The organism is Exiguobacterium sp. SL-9 (assembly GCF_004336985.1).
Classification (GTDB): Bacteria; Bacillota; Bacilli; order Exiguobacteriales; family Exiguobacteriaceae; genus Exiguobacterium.
Genome location: NZ_SJUO01000001.1, coordinates 22,296 through 44,535 on the forward strand (window position 1 = coordinate 22,296; position 22,240 = coordinate 44,535).

Sequence of the window (22,240 nt, forward strand, 5' to 3'; positions counted from 1 at the left end):
TTCGTCATGTTGTATGAATCGACCAGATGGAAAATTTTACAGGCGTACAGGATTTCGCGGTTTCGTTCCGAATATTTGTTAAGATAGAGCTATGTGGATGTTGAGATGAGGTGATGAGATGAAGCTATCGATTGATCCGGGGGACTATGTCGTCTTGATTGAAATCAATAAAGAGGTCTTGAAATGTACGTCCCTCGATCAGGCCGAGTATGCTGACCGAGACCGCTATGAATTGGTCGGCCGGATGAGTGAGCGGCTTCCGGCCGAGGTAATCGTGCCTTCTATCATCGATTATATCCGATTCGGGAGTGGCTACATCGGCGACAATATCGTCTGGGACAAAGAGACGGAATCGTTCTTTTGTCAACAGTTCGAGACGATCGACGGCTCACCGCTCGGCGAGGACTTGGATGGGTTCACGCCCGACCCGTATCGGACGGAACTGGCGCGCTATTATACGTATTTGACGATTGGTAAAATCGTCGAGTATGAGATGCGTGACCCTGACCAACCTGACTACTGGTGACCGAATCGAGCTAAAAAACACCCGAATCCATCGAAATGGATTCGGGTGTTCGTTTATGCTTTCGTGATGGCTTCACCACTCCAACGGATATTCGCTTCTAAGACATTGCCGTTATCGTCGATATGTTCAAAACTCAGTTTCCCGTCGACGATAATCTCACAGAGGCCGACGCGAACGTCGTCGCTCCATGCACGACGCGTCTGTGTCGACGCGTCGAACGTCGGAATTGATTCAGGAAAACGTTCCTGTAAGTGGGCCAAGTTATGATGGTCGAAGTGATACGGACGTTTGGACAGCTCATTCGGTGCTTTGATGTCAAACGGCTCGAATCCTCGAACGAGTCGATTATTTCGGTAAAAGGCGAACACGCCGTTGTTCGGGTGGAGCGCTTTAATGTCATCGATTTCAATCACATAGGTCAGTCGTTGAATCCAACCGTTTTTTGCATCTTGACGCATCAAAATCCCTCCTTGTTCAATGGAACACGCCTTATTTTAGCGCTGACGCCAATGAAAATCAAGTTCAGGTTCTTGGTTGTCATTTCGCAGGTTATCCGCTACAATGGATAAAGTGACTATGAGGTCTGGGCAATCGCGGGACGCAAGTCTTGAGGAAAGTCCATGCTCGCACAGCCTGTGATGGCTGTAGTGATCGTGCTACACGAAACGATAAGTGTAGGCAACGCAAGTTGACGGCAGAAGAAGCACCTAAGTCCTCGGATAGGGTGCAAGCTTCTTGAAAGTGCCACAGTGACGGAGTCTGATCGGAAACGTTCAGAGTGGAACGAGGTAAACCCCACGAGCGAGAAACCCAAACTATGGTAGGGGAACTTCCTGACTGGAACCGAACGGGACGGAAGGCGCCAATCGGCGCAGATAGATGATTGTCACTCCATCGTGCCAGGGAGACCGTTATGAGCACCGGAGTACAGAACATGGCTTACAGGGCAGCATAGTCTCTCATTTAACATTGACCAGGAGTTCAAGCAATCCTACTTGAGCTCCTTTTTACATGACCATTTTAGGAGTAACACTTATAGAAAGTAGGGATAGTATGGCAAAACGAAAACTGATCGCCACCGCGGCGATGGGCATCGAGGCGCTCGTCGCCAAAGAAGTGCGCGACCTCGGCTACACGTGTGAGGTCGAGAACGGCCGCGTTTATATCGACGCGGAGATGGAGGACATTCCACGGTTAAATCTATGGCTCCGGACGGCAGACCGCGTCAAACTCGTCGTCGCCGAGTTCAAGGCGACGACGTTCACGGAACTATTCGACGGTGTCGTCGAATTGCCGTGGACGGATCTCATGCCGTGGGACGCTCGGTTCATCGTCGACGGCCGTTCGGTCAAGTCGAAGCTGTTCTCGATTCGTGATTGTCAGAAAATCACGGAGAAGGCGATCGTCGACGCGATGCAACGCGGCTACGATAAGCCAGGCGAGTGGCTCCCGAAGACGGGCGCCTACTATCCGATTGAAGTCGCCTTGTTGAAAGATGTGGCGACGATTACGATCGACACGTCAGGTGACGCGCTTCACCGTCGTGGCTACCGTGAGCTCCACTCACAGGCTCCGCTCAAAGAAACGATGGCTGCAGCGATGATTCAGCTGACGAACTGGAAGCCGGACATGCCGTTCTATGACGTCTTCACCGGTTCAGGGACGCTCGCGATCGAGGCGGCGCTGATCGGCCGCAACATCGCGCCTGGCCTAAACCGTGAGTTCTGCTCACAAGATTGGCCGTGCGTACCGAAGAAGGCTTGGTACGAGGCCATCAATGAAGCGAACGAGAAAGCCGAGTGGGACAAACCGCTCAAAATTTACGGCATCGACCTCGACCCACGTATGGTCAAGCTCGCCAAGGACAACGCCGAGCTCGCCGACGTCCGTGACGCGATCACGTTCGTCCACAGTGACGCGGCCGCCTTGAAGCCGAAAGAAGAGTATGGCATCATCATCGGTAACCCGCCATATGGGGAACGGTTGCAGACCGAGGAAGAGATTATCGACCTGTACGAGCGGATCGGGCAACAGTTCGCCAAGTATCCGGGCTATAGCGTCTATATGCTGACGAGTTATGAGGACTTCGAGAAGGCGTACGGCCGCCCGGCGACGAAACGCCGTAAGCTGTACAACGGGAATATCGAGACACAATACTACCAATTTTTCGGAAAACGTCCGCCGAGACGTCCGGTCGATTCGACAGACACGAAATAAGGCACATAATCCCCCGGACCGTAGACATTCGTCTATGGTCCGTTTTGGTTTGATGTGTGTTTTCCAAATTCAATCAAGACTCGTCACAAAGAAACGCTCTCCCTTTAAGTTAGGAAGAGCGTGGCGTCGATGATTCGATCCTAGCGATACGGATCATGCGGGCAACTTTATTCTCCGACCATCCCGTCACCATCATTGTCATGCATGTGAGGATAGAGCCAATGATCACTTGTGATCGGCATGCCGAACCCGGCATCTTTCGCTTCTTGGATCGTCACTTGGCCGTTCCCGTTCGTATCGACGCTCGCGATGTCGCCTGCTTCAGACGAAGTCGCGGCTTCGGGCTCACTCTCGGTCAGCCCGAGTGAATCGTTCACTTCGTCCGGGTTCACGTTGTCAAACTTGTCGACGATGACGTTCCCTTTGAGCGTATACGTGTATTGATAGCTCGAGGGGATTTGTGTCTTCGTATCCGGATAGGTGATGAGGGCTTCGAAGTCTGTGGCCCCGCCTGCACTCCGAATGACGCTCTCCATGTACGCCTGGTCGCCATGCCGATTGAGCGTACTATTTTGTGGGGTGATGTTAAACGCATTCGAGACGCCGCCGAGCGAGTCGGCGATGACGTGACCTTCGTCGAGGTCTTGATGTTCGACACCAGGAACTTTCGCTTCGTCTGAATAATAGCGCCCGGACGACGTGACGTTCTCGAGTTCATCATTTTGCAGGACGATCTCGTCGGCAATCACTTTCACGAGTTGTCCGTACTCGTTCGTGAATGCCCAATACTCGCGCTCCCCGTAGCCGATATCGACGACGACATTCTTTTCACGTTCGCCCGACAAATCTCCACCTTCGACCTCAATCAAGTCATAGCCCGAGAATCGATCGCTCGTTTCGGTCTGTTCGGTGGGCTTCGTCTCGACAGGGGCTTGTTCCTGAGGTTCCGTCTTCGTTAAGGGGGATTGATCCGTTTCACTCGTGCAACCGCCCAAAAGTAGAAGGGCCAATGGCAAGGTAAGATAAGTAAGATTGTTTTTCATCGTTTAGCTCCTATGTCTTTGATGCATACTTGTCCATTCTAGGAATCTTTCCTGGCATTTACAAGCAATTAAATTAAAGACGATTTTGGTCGTGCCTCGACATACTAGGCAAAATTGTCACAGATTGAGGAGGTGTTCGGTCAAGAACGAATGGTACAATAGAGTAGAAAGAATCGAAAATGGCTTAGCGGATGTAGCTCCCAATCGATTCATGCGCATACTTGTGGCGTTTCAATCGTTTCGTTTCAGGCTATACATACGTTATACATCGCTTGAGAGGAGACGTGTCATGCAGACATATACGATTGAATATGCATTTCAAGATAAAGAACAGACGACCCGGACGTGTGAGGTCGAGCTCGATCGGACACCAGATTTAAACGATAACGAGCAATTGGCCGACCTCTATCAAATCGTGTCGGATGCGATTCGTAAGCCGATCACGAGTTTTGAGATACTTGCCGTCCATTAACTATTTCATCGGCCCCGGGCGCACGCCTTGGGGTTTTGTTCAGTCCATCGAATAGGAGAGATGTCGAAATGAAGATTGTGGTTGTTGGGTTAGGGGACGTCGCGAAGAAAGCATACTTACCAGTCTATGCCGGATTAGAAGGGGTGGATGTCTATCTCGTCTCGAGAGATGAGGCGAAAGCGGGGCAGCTCGTCGACAAATACCGCTTTACGGGCCATTACCGGTCGTTACAGGACGTGCCGTTCGATGAGGTGGACGGTGTATTGATCCATTCTACGACGTCGGCACACGCGGAACAGGTCGCTTACGTGCTCGAGCATGGTGTCCATGTGTTCATCGATAAGCCGGTCACGTTCTCACTCGAGGAAACAGAGCGGCTCGTCCGACTCGCGGCAGAACATGGGGTCGAACTCGTCACCGGCTTCAATCGTCGTTTCGCGACGGCGACGGCAGCTTTGAAGGAAGTCACGGACCATAACCTCGTCCTCATTCAAAAGAACCGGACGTATCAACCGGCGACACTCCGAGAGTTCATCATCGAGGATTTTGTCCATGTCGTCGACACGCTACGATATTTGACGGGACTCGCACCGGTCGAAGACTTGGCGGTGCGGACGCGCCACGAAGACGGGAAGCTGAAGCAGTTGCAGATTCAGTTCACTGCGGGTGGGGTCGAAGCGATCGGAATCATGAACCGCGACAACGGCTGTACAGAGGAAGTGATGGAAGTGATGTCCCCGCACCTGAAGCGAGTGTCACGCGACGTAGAGCGCGTATATGACTTCACACGCGATGGCATGCTCGAGCGAGCTCTGAGTCCGTGGGAGTCGAACCTTATGCGTCGCGGCTTCACGACGATGATCGATGCGTTCATCAAGTTGCTGAACGGGCAACCGAACGAGTCGGTGCTCGCCGCAGACAGTCTGACGACACATGCCCTCTGTGAGCGGATTTTGGAAAAAGCATCGCGGTAAGCGTCTCGTTTTCAAGCTTCCAGGAGCGGGTAAGAACTTCTTAAAAGGAGGGGATGCGCATGGATATTCGTGAACTCGTCATGCAAGCGAATGATTTGTTATGGACGTACGTACTCATTTTCGTATTAATTGCCGGGGGGCTCTATTTTACGATTCGGATGGGATTCGTCCAGTTCCGGATGTTACCGGAGATGTTCAAGCTCTTATTCGTCAAAGGGATGAAACACGAGAAAGGACAAGTTTCGTCGTTCCAGGCTTTCGCTATCGGGACGGCGGCACGGGTCGGGACCGGCAACATCGCCGGTGTCTCGACCGCGATTGCACTCGGTGGCCCGGGTGCCGTATTTTGGATGTGGCTCATCGCGTTGATCGGTTCGGCGTCAGCGTTTGTCGAGAGCACGCTCGCCCAAGTGTATAAAGTGCACGACGGCAAGGCATGGCGTGGCGGACCGGCTTATTATATCGAACGGGCGCTCGGACAACGATGGCTCGGCGTCGTGTTCGCCATTCTGATCACGTTCGCCTTTGGATTTGCGTTCAACTCGGTCCAAGCCAACACGATCGCTTTGTCGGTCAATAACGTCTTCGATATTGACACGCTTTGGATCGGGATTATTTTGGCGGTGGTGACAGGGATTGTCATCTTCGGTGGGATTCGTTCTATCTCGACGCTGTCAGGAATCATCGTCCCGATTATGGCCGGCGGTTATATCTTACTTGCTTTGTGGGTCGTTTTGACGAATTTGGACGTCGTGCCGGCTGTTTTCTCGGCCATTTTTTCAGAAGGGGTACTCGGGCTCCGAGAACTTCTTGGAGGGGCGGTCGGTGCGGCCGTCTTGCAAGGGATACGGCGCGGCCTGTTCTCAAACGAAGCGGGGATGGGGTCAGCTCCGAACGCGGCAGCGACCGCGGAGGTCAGTCACCCTGTCAAGCAAGGTCTCATCCAGTCCCTAAGCGTCTTCGTCGACACGTTGTTCATTTGTACGGCGACGGCGATGATCGTCCTCATCTCCGGCGTGCCGGGCTCTGAGGACTTCCAAGGCATCGAGCTCGCCCAAGAGGCGCTCTTGACAGAGATTGGGCCGATTGCGACATCGCTCATGACGATTGCGATTTTATTGTTCGCGTTCAGCTCGATCTTGGCGAATTATTATTACGGGGAGACGAATATCGAGTTCATCTCGGAGCGAAAAGTGTATCTGGTCCTCTACCGGATTGCCGTCGTCGGGATGGTATTGTTCGGATCGGTCCGTTCAGCCGGCCTCGTCTGGTCAATCGCTGATATATTCATGGGGTTGATGGCACTCGTCAATATGTATGCGATCTTCCGCCTCAGTAAGGTTGCGAAACTGTTGCTCGACGATTATGTGGCGCAGAAACGGGCGGGACGCGACCCGGTGTTCAATCGGGACGACGTCGAGTTGCCCGGCAAAGAGCATATCGAGGCTTGGGAAGCGAAGCGAGAGAACATCAGTTAAGACCGAGGCAAGAATTGACGCGTTGCGCCATTCTTGCCTTTCCTTTTTGCTTCATTTTATTTCAAATACCGCAATTATATTATAAAAAAGAAAAGAGTGCACGAAATGATACAACCATTCCTTCATACATTCAAACGATTTTTTGCCGAACGTTTTTTCGATCAGGCCGCGATGTTGGCCTACTATTTTATCCTCTCGACGTTTCCATTTTTATTGTTCGTCCTCGGGATCGTCGGTTGGCTGCCTTTTTCGAGCGGTGACGTCATTTCCGCACTGTCCTTGGTCATGCCGGAGGCGAGTTATCGGTTGTTGCAAGGAAACATCGAAGCCATTTTTGATGATTCGAGACTGCGTCTCGCCTCGCTCAGCATCTTGCCGGCATTGTGGATCTCTTCGATGGCCGTCCAGTCGCTCGTCCGGTCATTGAACGACGCCTACCGTCTAATCCGGAATAAAGCGTTTTGGCGTGGGGTGCTACAAGACATCGCCGTCACACTCGCACTTATGTTCGTCCTGCCGTTCTCATTGCTCGTTCCCGTCATCGAGACGGCACTACGAGAGCTGGCGACCCACATCATCTTTATCGATGATATCGTTGCCCGATATGCTCAGATTTGGTTCTATTTCCGGTGGATTATCGGGACGCTCATCTTGTTCAGTGTCTTCCTGCTCGTCTATAAATGGTTGCCGAGCCATCGCGGTACGTTTCGGGACAGCTGGGCCGGGGCGGCCTTTGCAACAATTGGTATCTTGACAGTTTCGAACGTATTCAGCTACTATTCACAGTATGCTAACTATGAACAGTTTTACGGTCAACTCGGTGCCTTTATCATCCTGTTGATCTGGTTCTACTTGGCGGCCTCGGTCATCCTCCTCGGAGGACTTCTGAACGCCACGCTCATCGAACAAAAAGAAATTTCCGGTTGACGTGTAATTGCTTGTTATCATTTTTTGATTCAGGGAATGTTACGTTTAAGGTCACATCTTTTAATCGGAGGTGGGAAACATGGATATGCAACGGCTCGTACACAATCGTCGTTTCATCGATCAAACATTGTTTTACCTCGCCTTACAATTATGGAAGTGGGTCATGTTACTACCGGTCTTGTTTTATTTGGACGTTGAGATGAGTAGTGCTCCGTTCACCCAGTATGTGATGGTCAGTCTCTTGCTGTACGTGGCATTTCGTGTCATGCAGTACGTGATTGCCAGTCGAGCTTCTTTGATGGAGCTTCTCGAATTCGGCTATGCGATTCTCTCGCTTGTGCTCGTCCTTTCGTTACTGCTTGAAGTATCTGCTTCACCAAGTGCCATCGCCTTGATGATCGGTGTATTCTTGGTCCATCCGTCACTCGCCTTGCATCATTATCGTGACTTCACGGAACGGAAGTGGTTGAACAAGCAGTTTCAATTGTTTAGCCCGATGTTACGAAAAGGAGAGATTCCAGTGCATGTGCTCGTGCTGACAGAGGATGAGATCATCATCACGGCAGAGAGTGGGAAAGAGTTCACGTATCGGCATATTTACTGGGGCGGGTTCTATATCGAAAATGTCTCATGAAGGTGGTCTAGTCATTGAATAGTGTCATTGTGATGGTGTTTTGGATCGTGACGTTTATCGTATTCTTTAAAGGGGCGTTCGATATGTGGCGCGAATGGCGCACCACGAAGCAACGTTCTGTGTTATATTTCTTTATCGCATTGATCCTTACCTGGTTCTGGTTCAACCCTTATCAGCTGACGGCGCTCCATCCATTCGTCTTGATGGCGTACTACTGGAACCGCAACCGATGGATGCGTAATGCGATGCTCGTCCTCGTATTAGTGCCATTTTTCATTCAGTTATGGTTCATGGCGAGAGCGATGTAATCGAATCTTAAGGCCGCAGAGAGTATACTGTCTGTGGCCTTTTTTTCGTTCGCGTTTATTGTTTCGAACGGGGAGACGGTCATAGGGATGATTAAAGCCGCGTCAGGAGGAGTACTGTGACGCGGTCAAGTCGGACCCAACAAAAAACGCGGGCAAATGCCCGCGTTTTGATGTCGTTATTCTTTTTTCGCAACGGCGAGTTCAGCTTCCATTTCACTGAATTCACGGTTGATTCGTTTTTGTTCTTTTTGGCTCGTGAACGTGCTGACGAGAACGATGGCAAGCATACTGAGGAAGAACCCTGGTACCATCTCATAGATGACGCTCGAAAGTCCAGTCACGATCCAAAGGATAACGGTGATGGCACCAACGAGAATACCGGCGAGGGCACCTTGACGCGTCATCTTGTTCCAATATAGAGACAAGAGAATCGCTGGACCAAATGCAGAACCGAATCCGGCCCATGCATAGCCGACGAGCGTCAAAATCGTGTTCGATGGGCTGAGCGACATGAGTGTCGCTACGAGTCCGACAGTCAATACACCGATTCGACCGGCGAGCACCATCGTCTTCTCGCTTGCTTCTTTATTGAAGAATTTGCGATAGAAGTCTTCTGTCAACGCTGACGATGTCACGAGAAGTTGTGACGATACGGTCGACATGACTGCGGCTAGAATCGCAGCGAGCAAGAAACCAGTGATGAACGGGTGGAACAATACTTCAGAGAAACGGATGAACACCGTTTCTGGGTCAGCCAAGGCGTTCCCTTGACCACGGAAGTAAGCGATCCCGACAAGACCGGTCATGACAGCACCGATGATTGAGACAGTCATCCAACCCATACCAATACGGCGTGCCGTCTTCAAAGATTTCACATCACGGATTGCCATAAAGCGAACGATGATGTGTGGTTGACCGAAGTAACCAAGTCCCCAAGCGAGGAGGCCGATAATCCCGAGCGTCGACGTCCCTTTAAAGAGGTCGAACAAATCAGTGTTGAGCGTCGTTGCTGTGTTGACGGCGTTTGAAACACCACCGACGTCAGTCAAGGCGACGATTGGGACGAGGACGAGCGCGAGGAACATGATGACGCCTTGCGCAAAGTCTGTCCAGCTAACGGCTGTGAAACCGCCGAAGAGCGTGTACAGAATGACGACGCTGATCGTCACGATGACACCTGTCTGATAGTCAAGCCCGAACGAGCTTGCAAACAACTTCCCGCCAGACACAAGTCCGGCTGACGTGTAGAACGTGAAGAAGATGATGATGACGGATGCAGACAGGATCCGTAGCCAGTTCGAGTGATCTCGGAACCGATTCTCTAAAAAGTCAGGAATCGTGATCGAGTCATTTGCCATCTCCGTGAAGACGCGTAGACGGGGAGCGACTAACAAGTAGTTCAAGTAAGCTCCGATGACCAATCCAACGGCTAACCAAATCGCTGATAATCCCGTGGCATACATTGCCCCCGGAAGTCCCATTAACATCCAACCACTCATATCCGAAGCCCCGGCTGACATGGCAGTAACTCCTGGCCCCATCTTGCGGCCACCTAACATATAATCTGATGAATCGGTCGTTCGCTTATAGGCGACGTATCCGATGAGGAGCATCATCACGAGGTAAAGCGCGATGGATACCCATTCTTGCCATAACATTTGATTACCTCCTGTACGTGTTCAATTGTTGTCGTTTAATCAATTACAGTTTAATCATGTGTGAGACTCACACAAACTGGTCAAACTCGAATGACTAGGCGAACTTGTGACTAACCATAACGGACCTAAAGAATCATTGCAAACTGTCATCTTTTCAGAAAAAGGGCTCTAAAGCGCATTGTATCAACGGATAAGCACGATATTTTTCATTATAAAAGTTTAAATATTCTGACAATTAGTCATGCCAGTGTTACTCCTGTGTCATCTGTTTGTCATATAAATCGTCATTTTACTTAACGTTTAACGCAACGACCCGCTCTTCCCTCTAGAGGGAAGAGCGGGTCGTTGACTGGTATTTTTATTCATGGGTGATTCCGAACGCGATCTGTTCGACCGAGCGCATCGTCGGGAACGTTTGTCCAGACTTGGCTTGCATCGTCACCAATGCGTACTGCTTGCCATCACGCTCCATCAAAAACACCATCGTATAACCTGATTCGTCCGTGTATCCGGTCTTTGTCGCTTTGACGAGCTCGGAGTAATGGATACTGCGCTCGTTGACCGCCGACCCGAGGTGGTACCACCAGCGTCGCTTCAAATCGCCGTTCTGATCGACAAATTTCGCCTCGTATTCGTACGTCCCGGCAATTTCGACAAGTTCCGGATACGTGCCGAACGCGTAAGCAATCTTAGCCATGTCGAGAGCGGTCGTAAAATGTTCCGGGTCGGAATAGCCGTGCGCATTTCTAAATTGTGTGCCGGTCAAGCCGAGTACTTTCGAGCGGGCGTTCATCAAGTCAACGAACTCGGTCGTCGAACCGCTCACATATTCGGCCAGGCTATTGGCAGCGTCGTTTCCCGACTCGAGCAACGTCGCATAGAGGGCTTGACGGACAGTGAGCCGATCACCGACCGCAAGATGGACGATGTGACTGTCCCAGGGAATATCGAGCGTCGACTGTTTCACGATGACGACGTCTTGATCGAGCTCGTTCTTGTCGACCGCTGCCTCGTATGCGAGGAGTGCAGTCATCAATTTTGTCGTACTAGCGGGGAAGACGCGCTCCGATGCGTTCTTGTCTAGTAGGATCTCACCGTCCGTCAAATTGACAAACGCCATCGAACCGACAAGTAGGTCGGCCGTATCGGATGCTGCAATCGGTTGGTTCGTCCAATCCATGATCGGGATCTCCGGGAAGGTCGGTCCTTGTTTGACAGGTACCACTGCCGAGACGGGAGGTGCGGCTTTCGGTTCTGGTTCTTGTTTGAAGCCGATCAAGGCCGGGATGATGGCGAGTAGTCCAACCAAGGCGAGGCCGACAGTGAGTCGCCTCATGATGTACGTTTTTCTACGGTGTCTGCGGTTTCGTTTCACTATGTATTCGCTCCTTCATTGTTTACTTTTCTACCATAATGGATGAAGCCCTTTGAAATCGTCATCAAAATAAAGAATCAGGTCAATAATTGACGCGTATGAAATGAAGGGGAATGGGTATACACAATAACAGACACTCAACCTACTAAAGGAGGCACCTTCATGCATCGTTATCCATTCACCAATTCGCTATGGCGTCAGCACGACGAGACGTTTCCGTATCCAAAACTAGAAAGCTCGGTCTCTTGTGACGTTGTCGTCATCGGGGCGGGCATCGCCGGGCTCGTGACAGCCTATGAACTACAGCAACGCGGTAAACAAGTTGTCCTGCTCGAGGCGGCCGAGATTGGACGGGGCACGACCGGCCATACGACGGCGAAATGTTCTGTGCAGCACGGGACCGTCTACTCCAAATTAATCCGGACGTTCAATCTAGAAACGGCCCGACTCTACTACGAGCTCAACCAAGAAGCACTCCAATATCTGCGAGGTCAGGTCACAGACGGGTTTGATATCGATTACGAGGCGAAAGATTCTTACTTATATTCTATCGACGGCTCGAGTCAACTCGTCGCCGAACGCGAGGCGTATGAGCAACTCGAGCTTCTCGGTGGGGACGCGACAAAAGAAGTGAATGCCGCCCTACCGCTGCAAGTGAAGCAAGCGCTCGTCATCCGAGATCAAGCTCAAATCCATCCGGTCAAGTACTTAAACGAGCTCGCACGTCGTTTCGTCGAGGCTGGCGGTCAAGTCTATGAGAAGACGCGGGCGACCGAAATCAGTGGTGGACCCCGGCCGATCGTCACGACATCGACAGGGCGGCGGGTCCAAGGGAATCAAGTCGTCGTCGCCACCCATTACCCGTTCAATGATATCCGAGGACTTTACTTCTCGAAATTCGAGGTCGAACGCTCGTATATCGTGGCTTGTGAGACTGAGCAAAGTGTACCGGAAGGCATGTATTTGAGCGTCGATACACCGAGTCGTTCGTTTCGTACGTTCCAGGAAGGGGATAAAACGTATATGCTCGTTGGCGGCGAAGGTCATTTGAGTGGTCACGTGACAGAGACACGCTCGCGTTACGACCGCCTCGACCGGTTCGCCCATGACACGTTCGATACGAAAAAAGCAAGCTTCCGATGGTCATCCCAAGATTTGATTACACTCGACCATTTGCCGTACGTCGGACAAATGTTTAGCCGGGAGCCAGATTTGTTCGTCGCGACGGGATTCGCCAAATGGGGGATGACGAACGGGATCGCCTCTGGTCTCCTCTTGGCTGATCTGTTGACCGGTCAGGATAACCGTTTCCGAGAACTATTAAATCCACTCCGTTCCAAGTTCAAGCCGACGGATGTCGGTCAGTTCTTGAAAACGAACCTCGACACGGCGACCCAGTTCGTCAAAGGTTCTCTCGAGAAATCCGGTACGCTCGACGACTTGCAACTTGATGAAGGAGGCATCGTCCAAGTCGACGGGAAGAAAGTCGGCGCCTATCGCGACCTTGATAATGAATGCCACCTCGTCTCGACACGGTGCACGCACATGGGGTGCACTGTCAATTGGAACGACGCCGAGCGCTCGTGGGATTGCCCGTGCCATGGGTCAAGATTTGATACGAAAGGGAATGTGCTCGAGGGGCCAGCGACCAAGCCGCTCTCGTACGAACGTAAAACCGATGTGCCGAAAGCATAGGCAACTCGCCCCGTCTATATTAAAGTAGAGAAGTAACGATACAACTGTCATAGGGGTGGAATCAGAATGGAACTAACAAAGCAGTGGCGTGAACATTTCAAGCAATTACGTGCTTTCGACGAGGCGATTTCTTTATTGTATTGGGATATGCGGACCCAGATGCCGGAGCAATCGGCCCCGCTTCGGGCCGAGACGATTGGTTATCTGTCGACGGAGGCGTTCAAACGCCAGACAAGCGAGTCTTTCAAAGAATTGCTCGCACAGATGATCGAGACCGAGGACTTGACCCCGGTCGAAGTGCGGTCGGTCGCGGTCGCCAAGACCCAGTATGAGCGGAATGCAAAAATCCCGTCATCTGAGTATCAGGCGTACGTGACGCTCGTCTCCGAGGCTGAGACGGCATGGGAGAAGGCGAAAGATCAGGATGACTGGCAGATGTTTGCCCCATATTTGGAGAAGATTATCGGGTTTCAACGCAAGTTCGCCGATTATTTTGGCTATGAGTCGCACCCGTACGATGCCTTGTTATACGATTATGAACCGGGCATGACGGTCGAACAGCTCGATGCGTTGTTTCAGACACTGAGGGATGAACTCGTCCCGCTCATCCGCCAATTGCCGGAACCCGTCCAAGGGCTCGACTGGACGATGGACAAGTCGGTCCAACAGCGATTATGTGAGGATTGGATGCGGGTCGTCGACTATGATTTGACGCGAGGCCGACTCGACGCGACGGTGCATCCGTTTGAGATTACAATCAATCGGCGTGACGTTCGCATTACGACAAAATACGACGAAGCCGACTTCCGCAACGCCTTGTTCGGTACGATGCACGAGGCGGGGCATGCGACGTATGAGCAACAAATCGATTCGGAACTCGACGAGCTCGGTCTCGGAGGCGGTGCCTCGATGGGAATCCATGAATCACAGTCGCTCTTCTTCGAGAATTTTGTCGGACGTAGCGAAGCGTTCTTGAAGAGCGTCTATCCGCGTCTTCAAACAAAAAATCCGGCGCTTCAAGACGTTTCTTTCGAGACGTTTTATGCCGGTGTGAACGAGGCGAAGCCTTCCTTGATTCGAATCGAGGCGGACGAATTAACATATAGCCTGCATATCATTATTCGCTATGAGCTTGAAAAGAAACTGATCCAAGGTGATTTATCGGTCGAGGAATTACCACAGGCATGGAACGCACTCTATAAGGAATACCTTGGCGTCGACGTACCGAGTGACGCGAAGGGCGTCCTGCAAGATGTACACTGGGCCGGTGGGTCGTTCGGTTACTTCCCGAGCTACGCCCTTGGTCTGATTTATGCCGCTCAGTTGACAGAGTCGCTCCGCGATGACCATCCAGATTTTGAGTCGCTCGTCAGCGCTGGCACGTTCGGTCCAATCAAACAGTGGCTCGAGGACAATGTTCATCGTCATGGAAAAGCGCTGACGCCTAATGAACTCATCAAGCAAGTGACCGGGCAAAACATCTCGGTCCGACCACTCGTCCGTTACTTGACGAGCAAATATAAAACGAACTGAGGCGATACCTGATGAGATTCTTCGCACACCGGGGGGTGATGGCTCACCATCCGGAAAACACGATGACAGCATTCCAGGCTGCGCTCGAGGCAGGAGCGGACGGAATCGAGGCAGATGTTCATATGACGGGGGACGGAAAACTCGTCCTCATTCATGACGAGACCATCAATCGGACGACGGATGGCCAAGGCCGAGTGGCCGACATGACCTTATCGGAACTGCGAGGGGTCGATGCGGGCGTCACGTTCGCGGTTCATGAGCAGATCCCGACGTTAGATGAACTAATCGACCTGTGTCAAGGGACGTCGGTCGTGTTGAACCTCGAGGTCAAGACCGATATCGAACGCTATCCCGGCATCGAGCAGCGCTTAGTTGACACGATCCGTAACCGACGTGTCCCTGCTGAACAAGTCGTGTTCTCGTCATTCAATCACATGACGCTAAAACGTTTGAACCAGTTAGCGCCAGACATTGAGTGTGCGGTTCTCTTGGCCCAACCTCTTTATGACCTTGTGGCTTACTGTCAGAAGGTCGGTGCGACCGCCGTACATCCAAACGTTCGAACGATGACCGATGAAGAAATCCTTCAGCTTCAAGCTGAAGGGCTCGCCGTACGCCCTTACACTGTGAAAACGGTCCACGACCTTGACCGATTCCACCGGCTCAAGGTCAACGCGGTGTTCGTAAACGACATCGACTGGGCGAAAGCACATTCTACCCCGTAACGTTACGCGTTACGGGGTTTTTAAATAAAGACGAAAGGGAAGTGTGGTTAATGTAAAGAAAGCGGTCTCTTGCAAATGTGCTGAACGGCATATTGAGAGCACACCGTCACCTTTACGCCATTGCTCCGTTGTCTTAAGTTTAAGATGTCACCAGCTACATAGCAATCAGATGTAGCACACGTTGCAGCACCACATCAAACTTGTTGTATGCAGTCAATCGGTCAACCCAAGCAGAAAAAGGAGGAAATTTCACATGAAGAAATTGATGTCTTTACTTGGTACACTCGCCCTGGCGTTTGCACTCATCGTACCGGTCAGTGCAGATGGACACGAGAACGCGATGGTACGTGTGCTCCATGCTTCACCTGACGCACCTGCGGTAGATGTTTATGTCAACGGTGAAGTAGCGGTCGAAGGCGCAGAGTTCAAAGCGCTCACCGATTATTTAACTCTCCCAGCCGGAGATTACAATGTTGAGATCAAGCCGGCTGGTGATGCAGAGACGGTCGTCGTTGCGGCAGACCTCTCGATCGAAGCAGGCAAGTTCTATACAGCGGCAGCAATCGGCCAACTTGAAAATATCGAGATTGCAGCAATGGAAGACGATGCGAACTTTGAAGATGGTAAATCAAAAGTCCGTGTCGCTCATTTCGCACCTGACGCACCGGCAGTCGATGTAGCACCTAAAGGCGGCGACCCACTCTTCTCAAACCTTGAGTTCAAAGCGGTCAGCGACTACGGTACACTCGATGCTGGCACGTATGACCTCGAGGTTCGTCCAGCCGGCGCGACTGATGTCGTGAAGGCACTCGACGGTGTTGCCCTCGAAGGTGGAAAAAACTACACGGCGTTCGCCATCGGACTTCTTGAAGGTGAACCAGCATTTGAAGTCCTTCTCGCAGCGGACGGCGGTGAAATGGCCGGAGCTCCTGAAACAGGACAAGGTGGTCTCGCTCAGACAGCATCGATGAACTGGTTGCTCGCAGCAGCGGTTCTTGGTGCAGCAGCGGCTGGCTTCTACGTCTTTCGTCGTCAGAAGCAAGACGCTTAAGCTTCTCTTGATTGGAACGTTATCGTTCCTCATGCTTGCACCGGTCGCCGGCGCCCCGGACGCGAACGCGAAACTGACGACCGTCGGTTTCGCCGAACCGCTCGTCTTGTCAGCGACCGAGATTGACCGTCAATCTTTTCACAGAAACACGTTCGTCCCAAAACGATTGAAGATTCCGTCAATTGATGTCGATGCCGTCATTCAACCGGTCGGGAAAGACCGACTCGACCGGATGGATACGCCGACAGACGCTGATGAGGTCGGATGGTATCGTTACGGGGCGAAAGCAGGCGCGACAGGCAATGTCGTCCTATCCGGTCATCTCGATGACCTTCGCGGACCGGCCATCTTCGCAAACCTTGGCGAACTGCGCCTCGGAGAATCGGTGACGCTCCAGCGTAGTAAAAAGGTGATCGAATATGAAGTCGTCTCCGTTGAACGGTATCGACTTGAAGACGTGCCACTCGCCTCAATTTTTGCGGCGACACAATCGACACGGCTTCAGCTCATCACATGCGCGGGACCTTATGACCCGCAACACGGATACCGGGACCGAATCGTCGTCACGGCGATCGCCAAGTCTTAAATCAAGAATGAACCCGAGTGCGGGTTATCCGCACTCGGGTTTTTGTGTCGTATCGTGAAGAAACAAAAAACGACCAGGCCGCGATAATCGGCCTAGTCGTTTTTATGCGTCCATTCGGTCAAGCAGTTTTGACAGAAGAATCAATTCATCATCTGAAAAATCTTCGAACACGTCCATCAAGTACTCGATTTTCATGCCTTCTAACGTCTCGAACAAGGCACGACCTTCTTCGGTCGCTTGCAATTCGACGACGCGACGATCACGTTCACTGCGTTCGCGTGAGATCAATCCTTTTTTCGTGAGCTCATCCGCAAGGGCAGTGATCATCGAAGCAGAGAATTGAAACTCGTTCGATAGGGCCGAGGCGATTTGAGGACTATTTTGACAAAGCGACCGAAGGATGAAAAATTCGTTTCGCGTCAAATATTGTGAGAACATCGACCGGAGGTTTTTTTTCACTCCGCGATAGTTCATGCGAATCCCTCGCTCAGCATCAGCGACGAGCTGACGGCGGGATGCTGTCTGTACAGGTGTTGTCATCCTCAAGCGTACCTCCTAGGTAAATATCATTATTTGCATATATTTCAGAACATAAAAACATTCTACAACAAAAACATGAAGTCTGTAAAGTTATGATGGCTCTTCTCGGGTACGAAGTTCTTGGATGACTTCATCATAGTGTTTCAAGTCCGGATAGAAGCGGCGGAAGAAGAACTCGATCTGCTGGTCATCCCCTTCTGCGAGCAATTTCGCGAGGACGGCGTAGACGACACCCATCCCTTGACGGGGCAGGAGCGACGATGGCAATAGCGTCGCACATTGGACGGCACGATTGAAGTAGAGATCGAGCGTGTCGCTCAGATCCTGGAATGTGCGAATCTCGGCATAATGGAACATACGCGTCAGCTCGATAATCGTCGACAGGTCGGTGTCGAGCAGCCAATCGCTCTGGAAGATGGCATTGTCGAGTTTCTCGACGGTGACGTCGTTGGCGATATAATAGTTTAAATTGTCCCGGGTGATGCTCACCTTGTCTGGTGACTCGACAATCCGTTCGACCGTCTCTTGTTCGAACGTCCGCAACTGTTTACGGATATTGACGAACTCGGAGTCGGCAATCTCAAGCAATCCGGCGACACGACTAAAACTACGTTTGATTTCCGGTGGGACGGCGTTCGGGTTTTTATAGCCGAGATCGTGCTCGATCTCGGCCCATGCGTGTTGTAAGATTGAACGAACTTGAATCTCCGCCTCTTTGTCCTCAAAGCGACGATACTCCCCGAGAGCGAGCCGCTTGTCACTCAGACCGACGACGTAATGGACGGATAGGTAACCGAACTCGTTTGAGTCGAGCAGAGTGGATTTGTCGATTGACTGTTCGCGGTCGATTCGGAACTCGTCCTCGAGAATTCGGGCAACGGCCCGGACGTCGTCATGGAAATACGTCACGATTCGAATCCCTGCCAAATCTTGGACGTCACGTAACGACCGATATTGGTACGGTTTACGTGACAGTTTGGCGTAAAGGCTCTCCGTTTCCTTCGCCCGGGCGACAATCGAGTGAAATTGAATCCCCGCGTCGTTCAATAGTTCGCTAAGGAGCGATTTCAACTTAGCGGCGAACGCCTCGTAATCCTCTTTCTCATTCATATAGTCGAGCATGATCGTATTCATATCCTGTCTCGGCATCTACATCACTCCTTGTCTCAATGTCTATAGTATACCACCATTGAAATCGGTGTCGCACCTTCGTGCATGAAGAGGCAGTATGGTACAATACGGCTTGGAATGGGAAGGAGTGGAGTATGTGAGAGTGACCCATACATTGAAATCGACCGAAAGGGAGAAGTTGGAGATCATTGCGGGGTTGTTAAGACAAGCGGGCTATCGGGGCGGAAAAATCGATTGGCAGACTGGAATCAACATCGTACGCCTTAGTCGGGATGATGTATCGTCTGAACCGGACGAACGGGCTCGAATCCGAGGGATCGTCGACCATTTCGAAATTGAAGATTGGACCGTCACGTTTTCTTGAATCTTTCTTTTATAAATCGCTGGCGGAAAACGGGTTTTATGACTCATTTTTCGGGAATAGTATATTATTCGATTTTAGAACAGCGGACGTTTAGGAGGATGAATATGTTAGAAACAAGAATCGTGCGAGATATGACCTCGGTGGACCATGAAGTGAACGGAATGGTGTCAGGAGGATGTCTGAACGAAAATATTTATTTATTTGCCAAGGATGAAGAGTTGACGGTGCGACTCGCAGCAGAAGCAGGGGTCCAACCGTATCGGATCACCGAGAAAGGGCTTTGGGAATCGCTCATGTCGAAGTTTTCCAAAAACTCGGATGACCGTATCGATCAATTCGAGAGTCTTGGTCTGACGAAAGAGATGGTCGAATCACTCGAGAATGAGATTCAAGCCGGAAAAATCGTCCTCGTCTGTGACAAGTCATAAACAATACAGCCGGAACTGATGAGGATCAGTCCCGGCTGTTTTCATTTGGTTTCGTAATAAGCGTTGACGATTCGACGAAGCGAACGCTCGTTTAAATCAAGCGTTTTAAATCCGGCGTCCTGTAATAGACGTTTCGTGTTCGTGTCGTTGAATGAGATGTTGCGATTTAAATACGGATTGAACACTTTTACCATCTCGTTGAACGTCTGTTCGACGTTACTCAGCGAAGACTTCGCCGTCTCCGTGATTTTCAGATGCGGGAATTCAAGCGCCTGCTTCATGTATTCAAGCATCGTCTCATTGCGTGGCGGGGCATCATTGGTCACGTTGTAAATCGTGTCCGGTCGGGCGTGCTCGATGGCCGCCAGCAACACGTCGGCCACGTAGTCGACCGGGACGAGATTCGACGTGCCTGTCTCGGACCCGAGAAGGCGAATTGGGCCAACGGGTGCACCTTTTCGTTCGAGTCGGCGCTTGAACACCTCAAGGGCGCGCATATAACCATACATCGTGAACTTCGAATCAGCCTCGCCGGTTTTCGAGTCACCGACGATGATGGCGGGGCGGAAAATCGAGACGGACAAATCGCGTCGCGCTGCCCATACTGCCTGTTCGGCATGGGCCTTGCTTTCTTCATACGGGTTATGGAACGCTTGATCGGTTGCATACAACGTCTCATCGCCGATTTCACGCGCTCCTAGCGTGTACGCCGTGCTGACGTGGAAGAAGCGGGGGCAATGTAGCGCTTTTGCGAGCCCGAGCGCTTGCTTCGTCCCGGTTAAGTTTGTCTCGAACAGCTCGTCGCGAAGCTCCTCATCAAATTTGACGAGGGCAGCCATATGGAGCACCAAGTCGAACGATTCGTCATGGCGTGCGATAAATTCATCGTCCGCACCGAGGAGCGGGGCCGTCAAATCACCTGAAAGCACAGTGATCGAGCTCAGTTCGTCTTGCGAGAACATCGCCTTCACTTTTTCAGGCGTACGGGCGAGGACACAAAGCGTATGGCCTCGATGAATCAACTCGCGGGCGAGTCGTCCTCCTAAAAATCCGGTCGCACCGGTCATAAAAATATTCACAGCGTTCTTCCTCTCTTTTCAGTCTCTTTCCATCATAACAAGCGACGGCAGAATGAGCCACTTTCAACCCGATGTTTCAAATTTGGGGTTTAACACTTTTTAAAGTGGGTTATGACTTAAGGAGAAGCGTACGCAAGGTACGTCATGACAGTGTTGATCTGTCAAATAACTTAAGTGAGGTTTTTTAGAATCATGGCTAATCTATTCGGAACTGACAAGGATGGCAACAGGAAGAAGCAAGAAGAGATTGAAAAAACGGTTCAGGAGAAAGGGATCACTCAAATCCATATGTACTTCTCCGACGTGCTTGGAGACTTGAAGCTACTGACTCTCTCTGCAAAATTGTTGCCGGAAGTTTTTGAAGGGAAGACGATGTTTGACGGTTCATCCATCGCAGGTTTCTCTTCCATCAAAAACTCAGACCTATTCTTGAGACCGGATTTAGATCGTCCACGCTACGAACAGGACGGGGACGAGAGCATCCTCGCGTTCTTCTGTGACGTATGCACACCAGACGGGGAACGGTATGAGTTCGACCCGCGTAACGTCTTGAAAGATGCCCTCGAGCGCGCAGCTGGCGACGGATACTCGATCTTCGTCGGCGCCGAGCCGGAATTCTTCATCTTCGACGAGAACGGAGAATTTTATGACGAGGCGGGATACTTCTCGACACGTTCAGAAGACAAAGGCTATGAGGTACGTCAACATATCGCCAACCGGTTGAGTGAGGTCGGCTTCAACATCGAAGCAGTCCACCACGAAGTGGCCCCGGCCCAGCACGAGATCGGTATCAAATATGATGACGCGTTACACACGGCCGACAACATTCAGTTCTTCAAAGAAATCGTCACATTGGCAGCCCAAGAGAAAAACGCAAAAGTGTCGTTCTTGCCGAAACCGCTCCGCGACGTGAACGGGTCGGGGATGCACCTCAACATCTCGGTCTGGAAAAACGATAAGGATGGCAAACCGACGGTCAACGCGTTCGAAGAGCCTGAGTCGGATTACGGCCTGTCAGTCACAGCCCGTCACTTCATCGAAGGGATTCTGAAACATGCCCGTGCGACGGCCATCTTCACGAATCCGCTCCCAGAATCATATGAGCGTCTCGTGCCAGGTTTCGAGGCACCGGTCAACATCTGCTGGAGCCCGTCGAACCGCAGCTCGATGATTCGTATCCCGGCGTCACGCGGTAGCGCGACACGTGTCGAGGTCCGGAACCCAGACCCGAGCGCGAACCCATATCTTGCCCTCGCGGCCTTGATTTATGCGGGACTCGAAGGGATCGAGCAACAGCTCGAACCGTCGTCACCGAACGAAGACGACTTGTTCGAGTACTCGGCGAAACAAATCGAGAGCCAAGGCATCTCGTCACTCCCGGCGACATTCCATGAGTCGATTCAATCGCTCAAGTCGGACCGGTTCCATGATTACTTCAACCACGACTTGATTGACCGCTACTTGTCGCTCATCCAAGTCCGTAAATAAACGAAGCA

General features: G+C 51.5%; 23 protein-coding genes and 1 other RNA gene. 17 read left to right on the top strand and 7 right to left on the bottom strand.

From position 1 onward, the window contains the following. Nucleotides 1-118 precede the first annotated feature (118 nt). Complete coding sequence (locus EVJ34_RS00115; RefSeq protein ID WP_131435126.1) at nucleotides 119-526, top strand: hypothetical protein; 408 nt, start codon at nucleotides 119-121, stop codon at nucleotides 524-526. Nucleotides 527-579: 53 nt separating this feature from the next. Here EVJ34_RS00115 and EVJ34_RS00120 read toward each other — a convergent pair whose 3' ends face one another. Further along, complete coding sequence (locus EVJ34_RS00120) at nucleotides 580-984, bottom strand: hypothetical protein (RefSeq protein ID WP_131435124.1); 405 nt, start codon at nucleotides 982-984, stop codon at nucleotides 580-582. 121 nt (nucleotides 985-1,105) lie between these two features. Here EVJ34_RS00120 and rnpB point away from each other — a divergent pair. Together rnpB and EVJ34_RS00130 are read left to right on the top strand one after the other, a co-directional pair. Then, an RNA gene (gene rnpB / locus EVJ34_RS00125) (RNase P RNA component class B) lies at nucleotides 1,106-1,473 on the top strand. 106 nt (nucleotides 1,474-1,579) lie between these two features. Continuing rightward, nucleotides 1,580-2,743 carry a THUMP domain-containing class I SAM-dependent RNA methyltransferase gene (locus EVJ34_RS00130; protein WP_131435122.1) on the top strand — a complete coding sequence of 388 codons (1,164 nt, stop codon included), beginning with the start codon at nucleotides 1,580-1,582 and terminating at the stop codon, nucleotides 2,741-2,743. A gap of 167 nt (nucleotides 2,744-2,910) precedes the next feature. Here EVJ34_RS00130 and EVJ34_RS00135 read toward each other — a convergent pair whose 3' ends face one another. Next, nucleotides 2,911-3,786 (bottom strand): DNA/RNA non-specific endonuclease, encoded by an 876-nt coding sequence (locus EVJ34_RS00135; protein ID WP_131484392.1) that lies wholly within the window; start codon nucleotides 3,784-3,786, stop codon nucleotides 2,911-2,913. Between the two features lie 289 nt (nucleotides 3,787-4,075). Between EVJ34_RS00135 and EVJ34_RS00140 the strand changes: the two genes are divergently transcribed. The 6 genes from EVJ34_RS00140 to EVJ34_RS00165 all read left to right on the top strand — a co-directional run bounded on the left by EVJ34_RS00140 (nucleotide 4,076) and on the right by EVJ34_RS00165 (nucleotide 8,579). Continuing rightward, entirely contained in the window at nucleotides 4,076-4,258 is a 183-nt protein-coding gene (locus EVJ34_RS00140) for a hypothetical protein (protein ID WP_131484393.1), read from the top strand. A 68-nt stretch (nucleotides 4,259-4,326) separates the two neighbouring features. Further along, the gene (locus EVJ34_RS00145; protein WP_131484394.1) at nucleotides 4,327-5,232 is read left to right on the top strand and encodes a Gfo/Idh/MocA family protein; all 906 of its coding nucleotides are present in this window, start codon (nucleotides 4,327-4,329) and stop codon (nucleotides 5,230-5,232) included. A gap of 59 nt (nucleotides 5,233-5,291) precedes the next feature. Continuing rightward, on the top strand, nucleotides 5,292-6,710 hold the full coding sequence (locus tag EVJ34_RS00150; protein WP_201739905.1) for an alanine/glycine:cation symporter family protein: 1,419 nt from the start codon (nucleotides 5,292-5,294) through the stop codon (nucleotides 6,708-6,710). Nucleotides 6,711-6,815: 105 nt separating this feature from the next. Then, the gene (locus EVJ34_RS00155; RefSeq protein ID WP_034777670.1) at nucleotides 6,816-7,637 is read left to right on the top strand and encodes a YihY/virulence factor BrkB family protein; all 822 of its coding nucleotides are present in this window, start codon (nucleotides 6,816-6,818) and stop codon (nucleotides 7,635-7,637) included. Nucleotides 7,638-7,716: 79 nt separating this feature from the next. Then, on the top strand, nucleotides 7,717-8,271 hold the full coding sequence (locus EVJ34_RS00160) for a hypothetical protein (RefSeq protein ID WP_131435115.1): 555 nt from the start codon (nucleotides 7,717-7,719) through the stop codon (nucleotides 8,269-8,271). A gap of 14 nt (nucleotides 8,272-8,285) precedes the next feature. Next, nucleotides 8,286-8,579 (top strand): hypothetical protein, encoded by a 294-nt coding sequence (locus EVJ34_RS00165; RefSeq protein WP_232819561.1) that lies wholly within the window; start codon nucleotides 8,286-8,288, stop codon nucleotides 8,577-8,579. Between the two features lie 176 nt (nucleotides 8,580-8,755). Here EVJ34_RS00165 and putP read toward each other — a convergent pair whose 3' ends face one another. Next, nucleotides 8,756-10,237, bottom strand: a complete 1,482-nt coding sequence (gene putP / locus EVJ34_RS00170; RefSeq protein WP_131435113.1) for a sodium/proline symporter PutP — start codon at nucleotides 10,235-10,237, stop codon at nucleotides 8,756-8,758. Nucleotides 10,238-10,595: 358 nt separating this feature from the next. Continuing rightward, the gene (locus EVJ34_RS00175) at nucleotides 10,596-11,573 is read right to left on the bottom strand and encodes a D-alanyl-D-alanine carboxypeptidase family protein (protein ID WP_131484396.1); all 978 of its coding nucleotides are present in this window, start codon (nucleotides 11,571-11,573) and stop codon (nucleotides 10,596-10,598) included. A 201-nt stretch (nucleotides 11,574-11,774) separates the two neighbouring features. On the opposite strand from EVJ34_RS00175, the gene EVJ34_RS00180 reads away from it, so the two are divergent. The 5 genes from EVJ34_RS00180 to EVJ34_RS00200 all read left to right on the top strand — a co-directional run bounded on the left by EVJ34_RS00180 (nucleotide 11,775) and on the right by EVJ34_RS00200 (nucleotide 17,202). Then, nucleotides 11,775-13,307 (top strand): FAD-dependent oxidoreductase, encoded by a 1,533-nt coding sequence (locus EVJ34_RS00180; RefSeq protein ID WP_131484397.1) that lies wholly within the window; start codon nucleotides 11,775-11,777, stop codon nucleotides 13,305-13,307. Nucleotides 13,308-13,373: 66 nt separating this feature from the next. After that, on the top strand, nucleotides 13,374-14,840 hold the full coding sequence (locus tag EVJ34_RS00185) for a carboxypeptidase M32 (RefSeq protein ID WP_131484398.1): 1,467 nt from the start codon (nucleotides 13,374-13,376) through the stop codon (nucleotides 14,838-14,840). Nucleotides 14,841-14,851: 11 nt separating this feature from the next. Beyond that, nucleotides 14,852-15,565, top strand: coding sequence for a glycerophosphodiester phosphodiesterase (locus EVJ34_RS00190; RefSeq protein WP_131484399.1), 714 nt, complete (start codon nucleotides 14,852-14,854; stop codon nucleotides 15,563-15,565). A gap of 253 nt (nucleotides 15,566-15,818) precedes the next feature. Further along, nucleotides 15,819-16,616: a DUF4397 domain-containing protein gene (locus tag EVJ34_RS00195; protein WP_131484400.1), complete on the top strand. Its 798-nt coding sequence runs from the start codon at nucleotides 15,819-15,821 to the stop codon at nucleotides 16,614-16,616. After that, nucleotides 16,564-17,202 (top strand): class F sortase, encoded by a 639-nt coding sequence (locus EVJ34_RS00200; RefSeq protein ID WP_236636604.1) that lies wholly within the window; start codon nucleotides 16,564-16,566, stop codon nucleotides 17,200-17,202. Before EVJ34_RS00195 ends, EVJ34_RS00200 begins: the two co-directional genes overlap by 53 nt. 102 nt (nucleotides 17,203-17,304) lie before the next feature. On the opposite strand, the gene EVJ34_RS00205 is transcribed toward EVJ34_RS00200, so the two are convergent. Next, nucleotides 17,305-17,742, bottom strand: a complete 438-nt coding sequence (locus tag EVJ34_RS00205) for a MarR family winged helix-turn-helix transcriptional regulator (protein WP_131484401.1) — start codon at nucleotides 17,740-17,742, stop codon at nucleotides 17,305-17,307. A 90-nt stretch (nucleotides 17,743-17,832) separates the two neighbouring features. Next, the gene (locus EVJ34_RS00210) at nucleotides 17,833-18,891 is read right to left on the bottom strand and encodes a GTP pyrophosphokinase (RefSeq protein WP_201739661.1); all 1,059 of its coding nucleotides are present in this window, start codon (nucleotides 18,889-18,891) and stop codon (nucleotides 17,833-17,835) included. A gap of 118 nt (nucleotides 18,892-19,009) precedes the next feature. Here EVJ34_RS00210 and EVJ34_RS00215 point away from each other — a divergent pair, with 118 nt between their 5' ends. Beyond that, nucleotides 19,010-19,237: a hypothetical protein gene (locus EVJ34_RS00215; protein WP_131435102.1), complete on the top strand. Its 228-nt coding sequence runs from the start codon at nucleotides 19,010-19,012 to the stop codon at nucleotides 19,235-19,237. A 104-nt stretch (nucleotides 19,238-19,341) separates the two neighbouring features. After that, nucleotides 19,342-19,665 carry a YflT domain-containing protein gene (locus EVJ34_RS00220; protein ID WP_236634540.1) on the top strand — a complete coding sequence of 108 codons (324 nt, stop codon included), beginning with the start codon at nucleotides 19,342-19,344 and terminating at the stop codon, nucleotides 19,663-19,665. Between the two features lie 41 nt (nucleotides 19,666-19,706). Here the strand turns inward: EVJ34_RS00220 and EVJ34_RS00225 are convergent, their stop codons facing one another. Continuing rightward, complete coding sequence (locus tag EVJ34_RS00225; RefSeq protein ID WP_131435100.1) at nucleotides 19,707-20,744, bottom strand: SDR family oxidoreductase; 1,038 nt, start codon at nucleotides 20,742-20,744, stop codon at nucleotides 19,707-19,709. A 192-nt stretch (nucleotides 20,745-20,936) separates the two neighbouring features. On the opposite strand from EVJ34_RS00225, the gene EVJ34_RS00230 reads away from it, so the two are divergent. Next, on the top strand, nucleotides 20,937-22,232 hold the full coding sequence (locus tag EVJ34_RS00230; protein WP_131435098.1) for a glutamine synthetase family protein: 1,296 nt from the start codon (nucleotides 20,937-20,939) through the stop codon (nucleotides 22,230-22,232). Nucleotides 22,233-22,240: the final 8 nt, after the last annotated feature.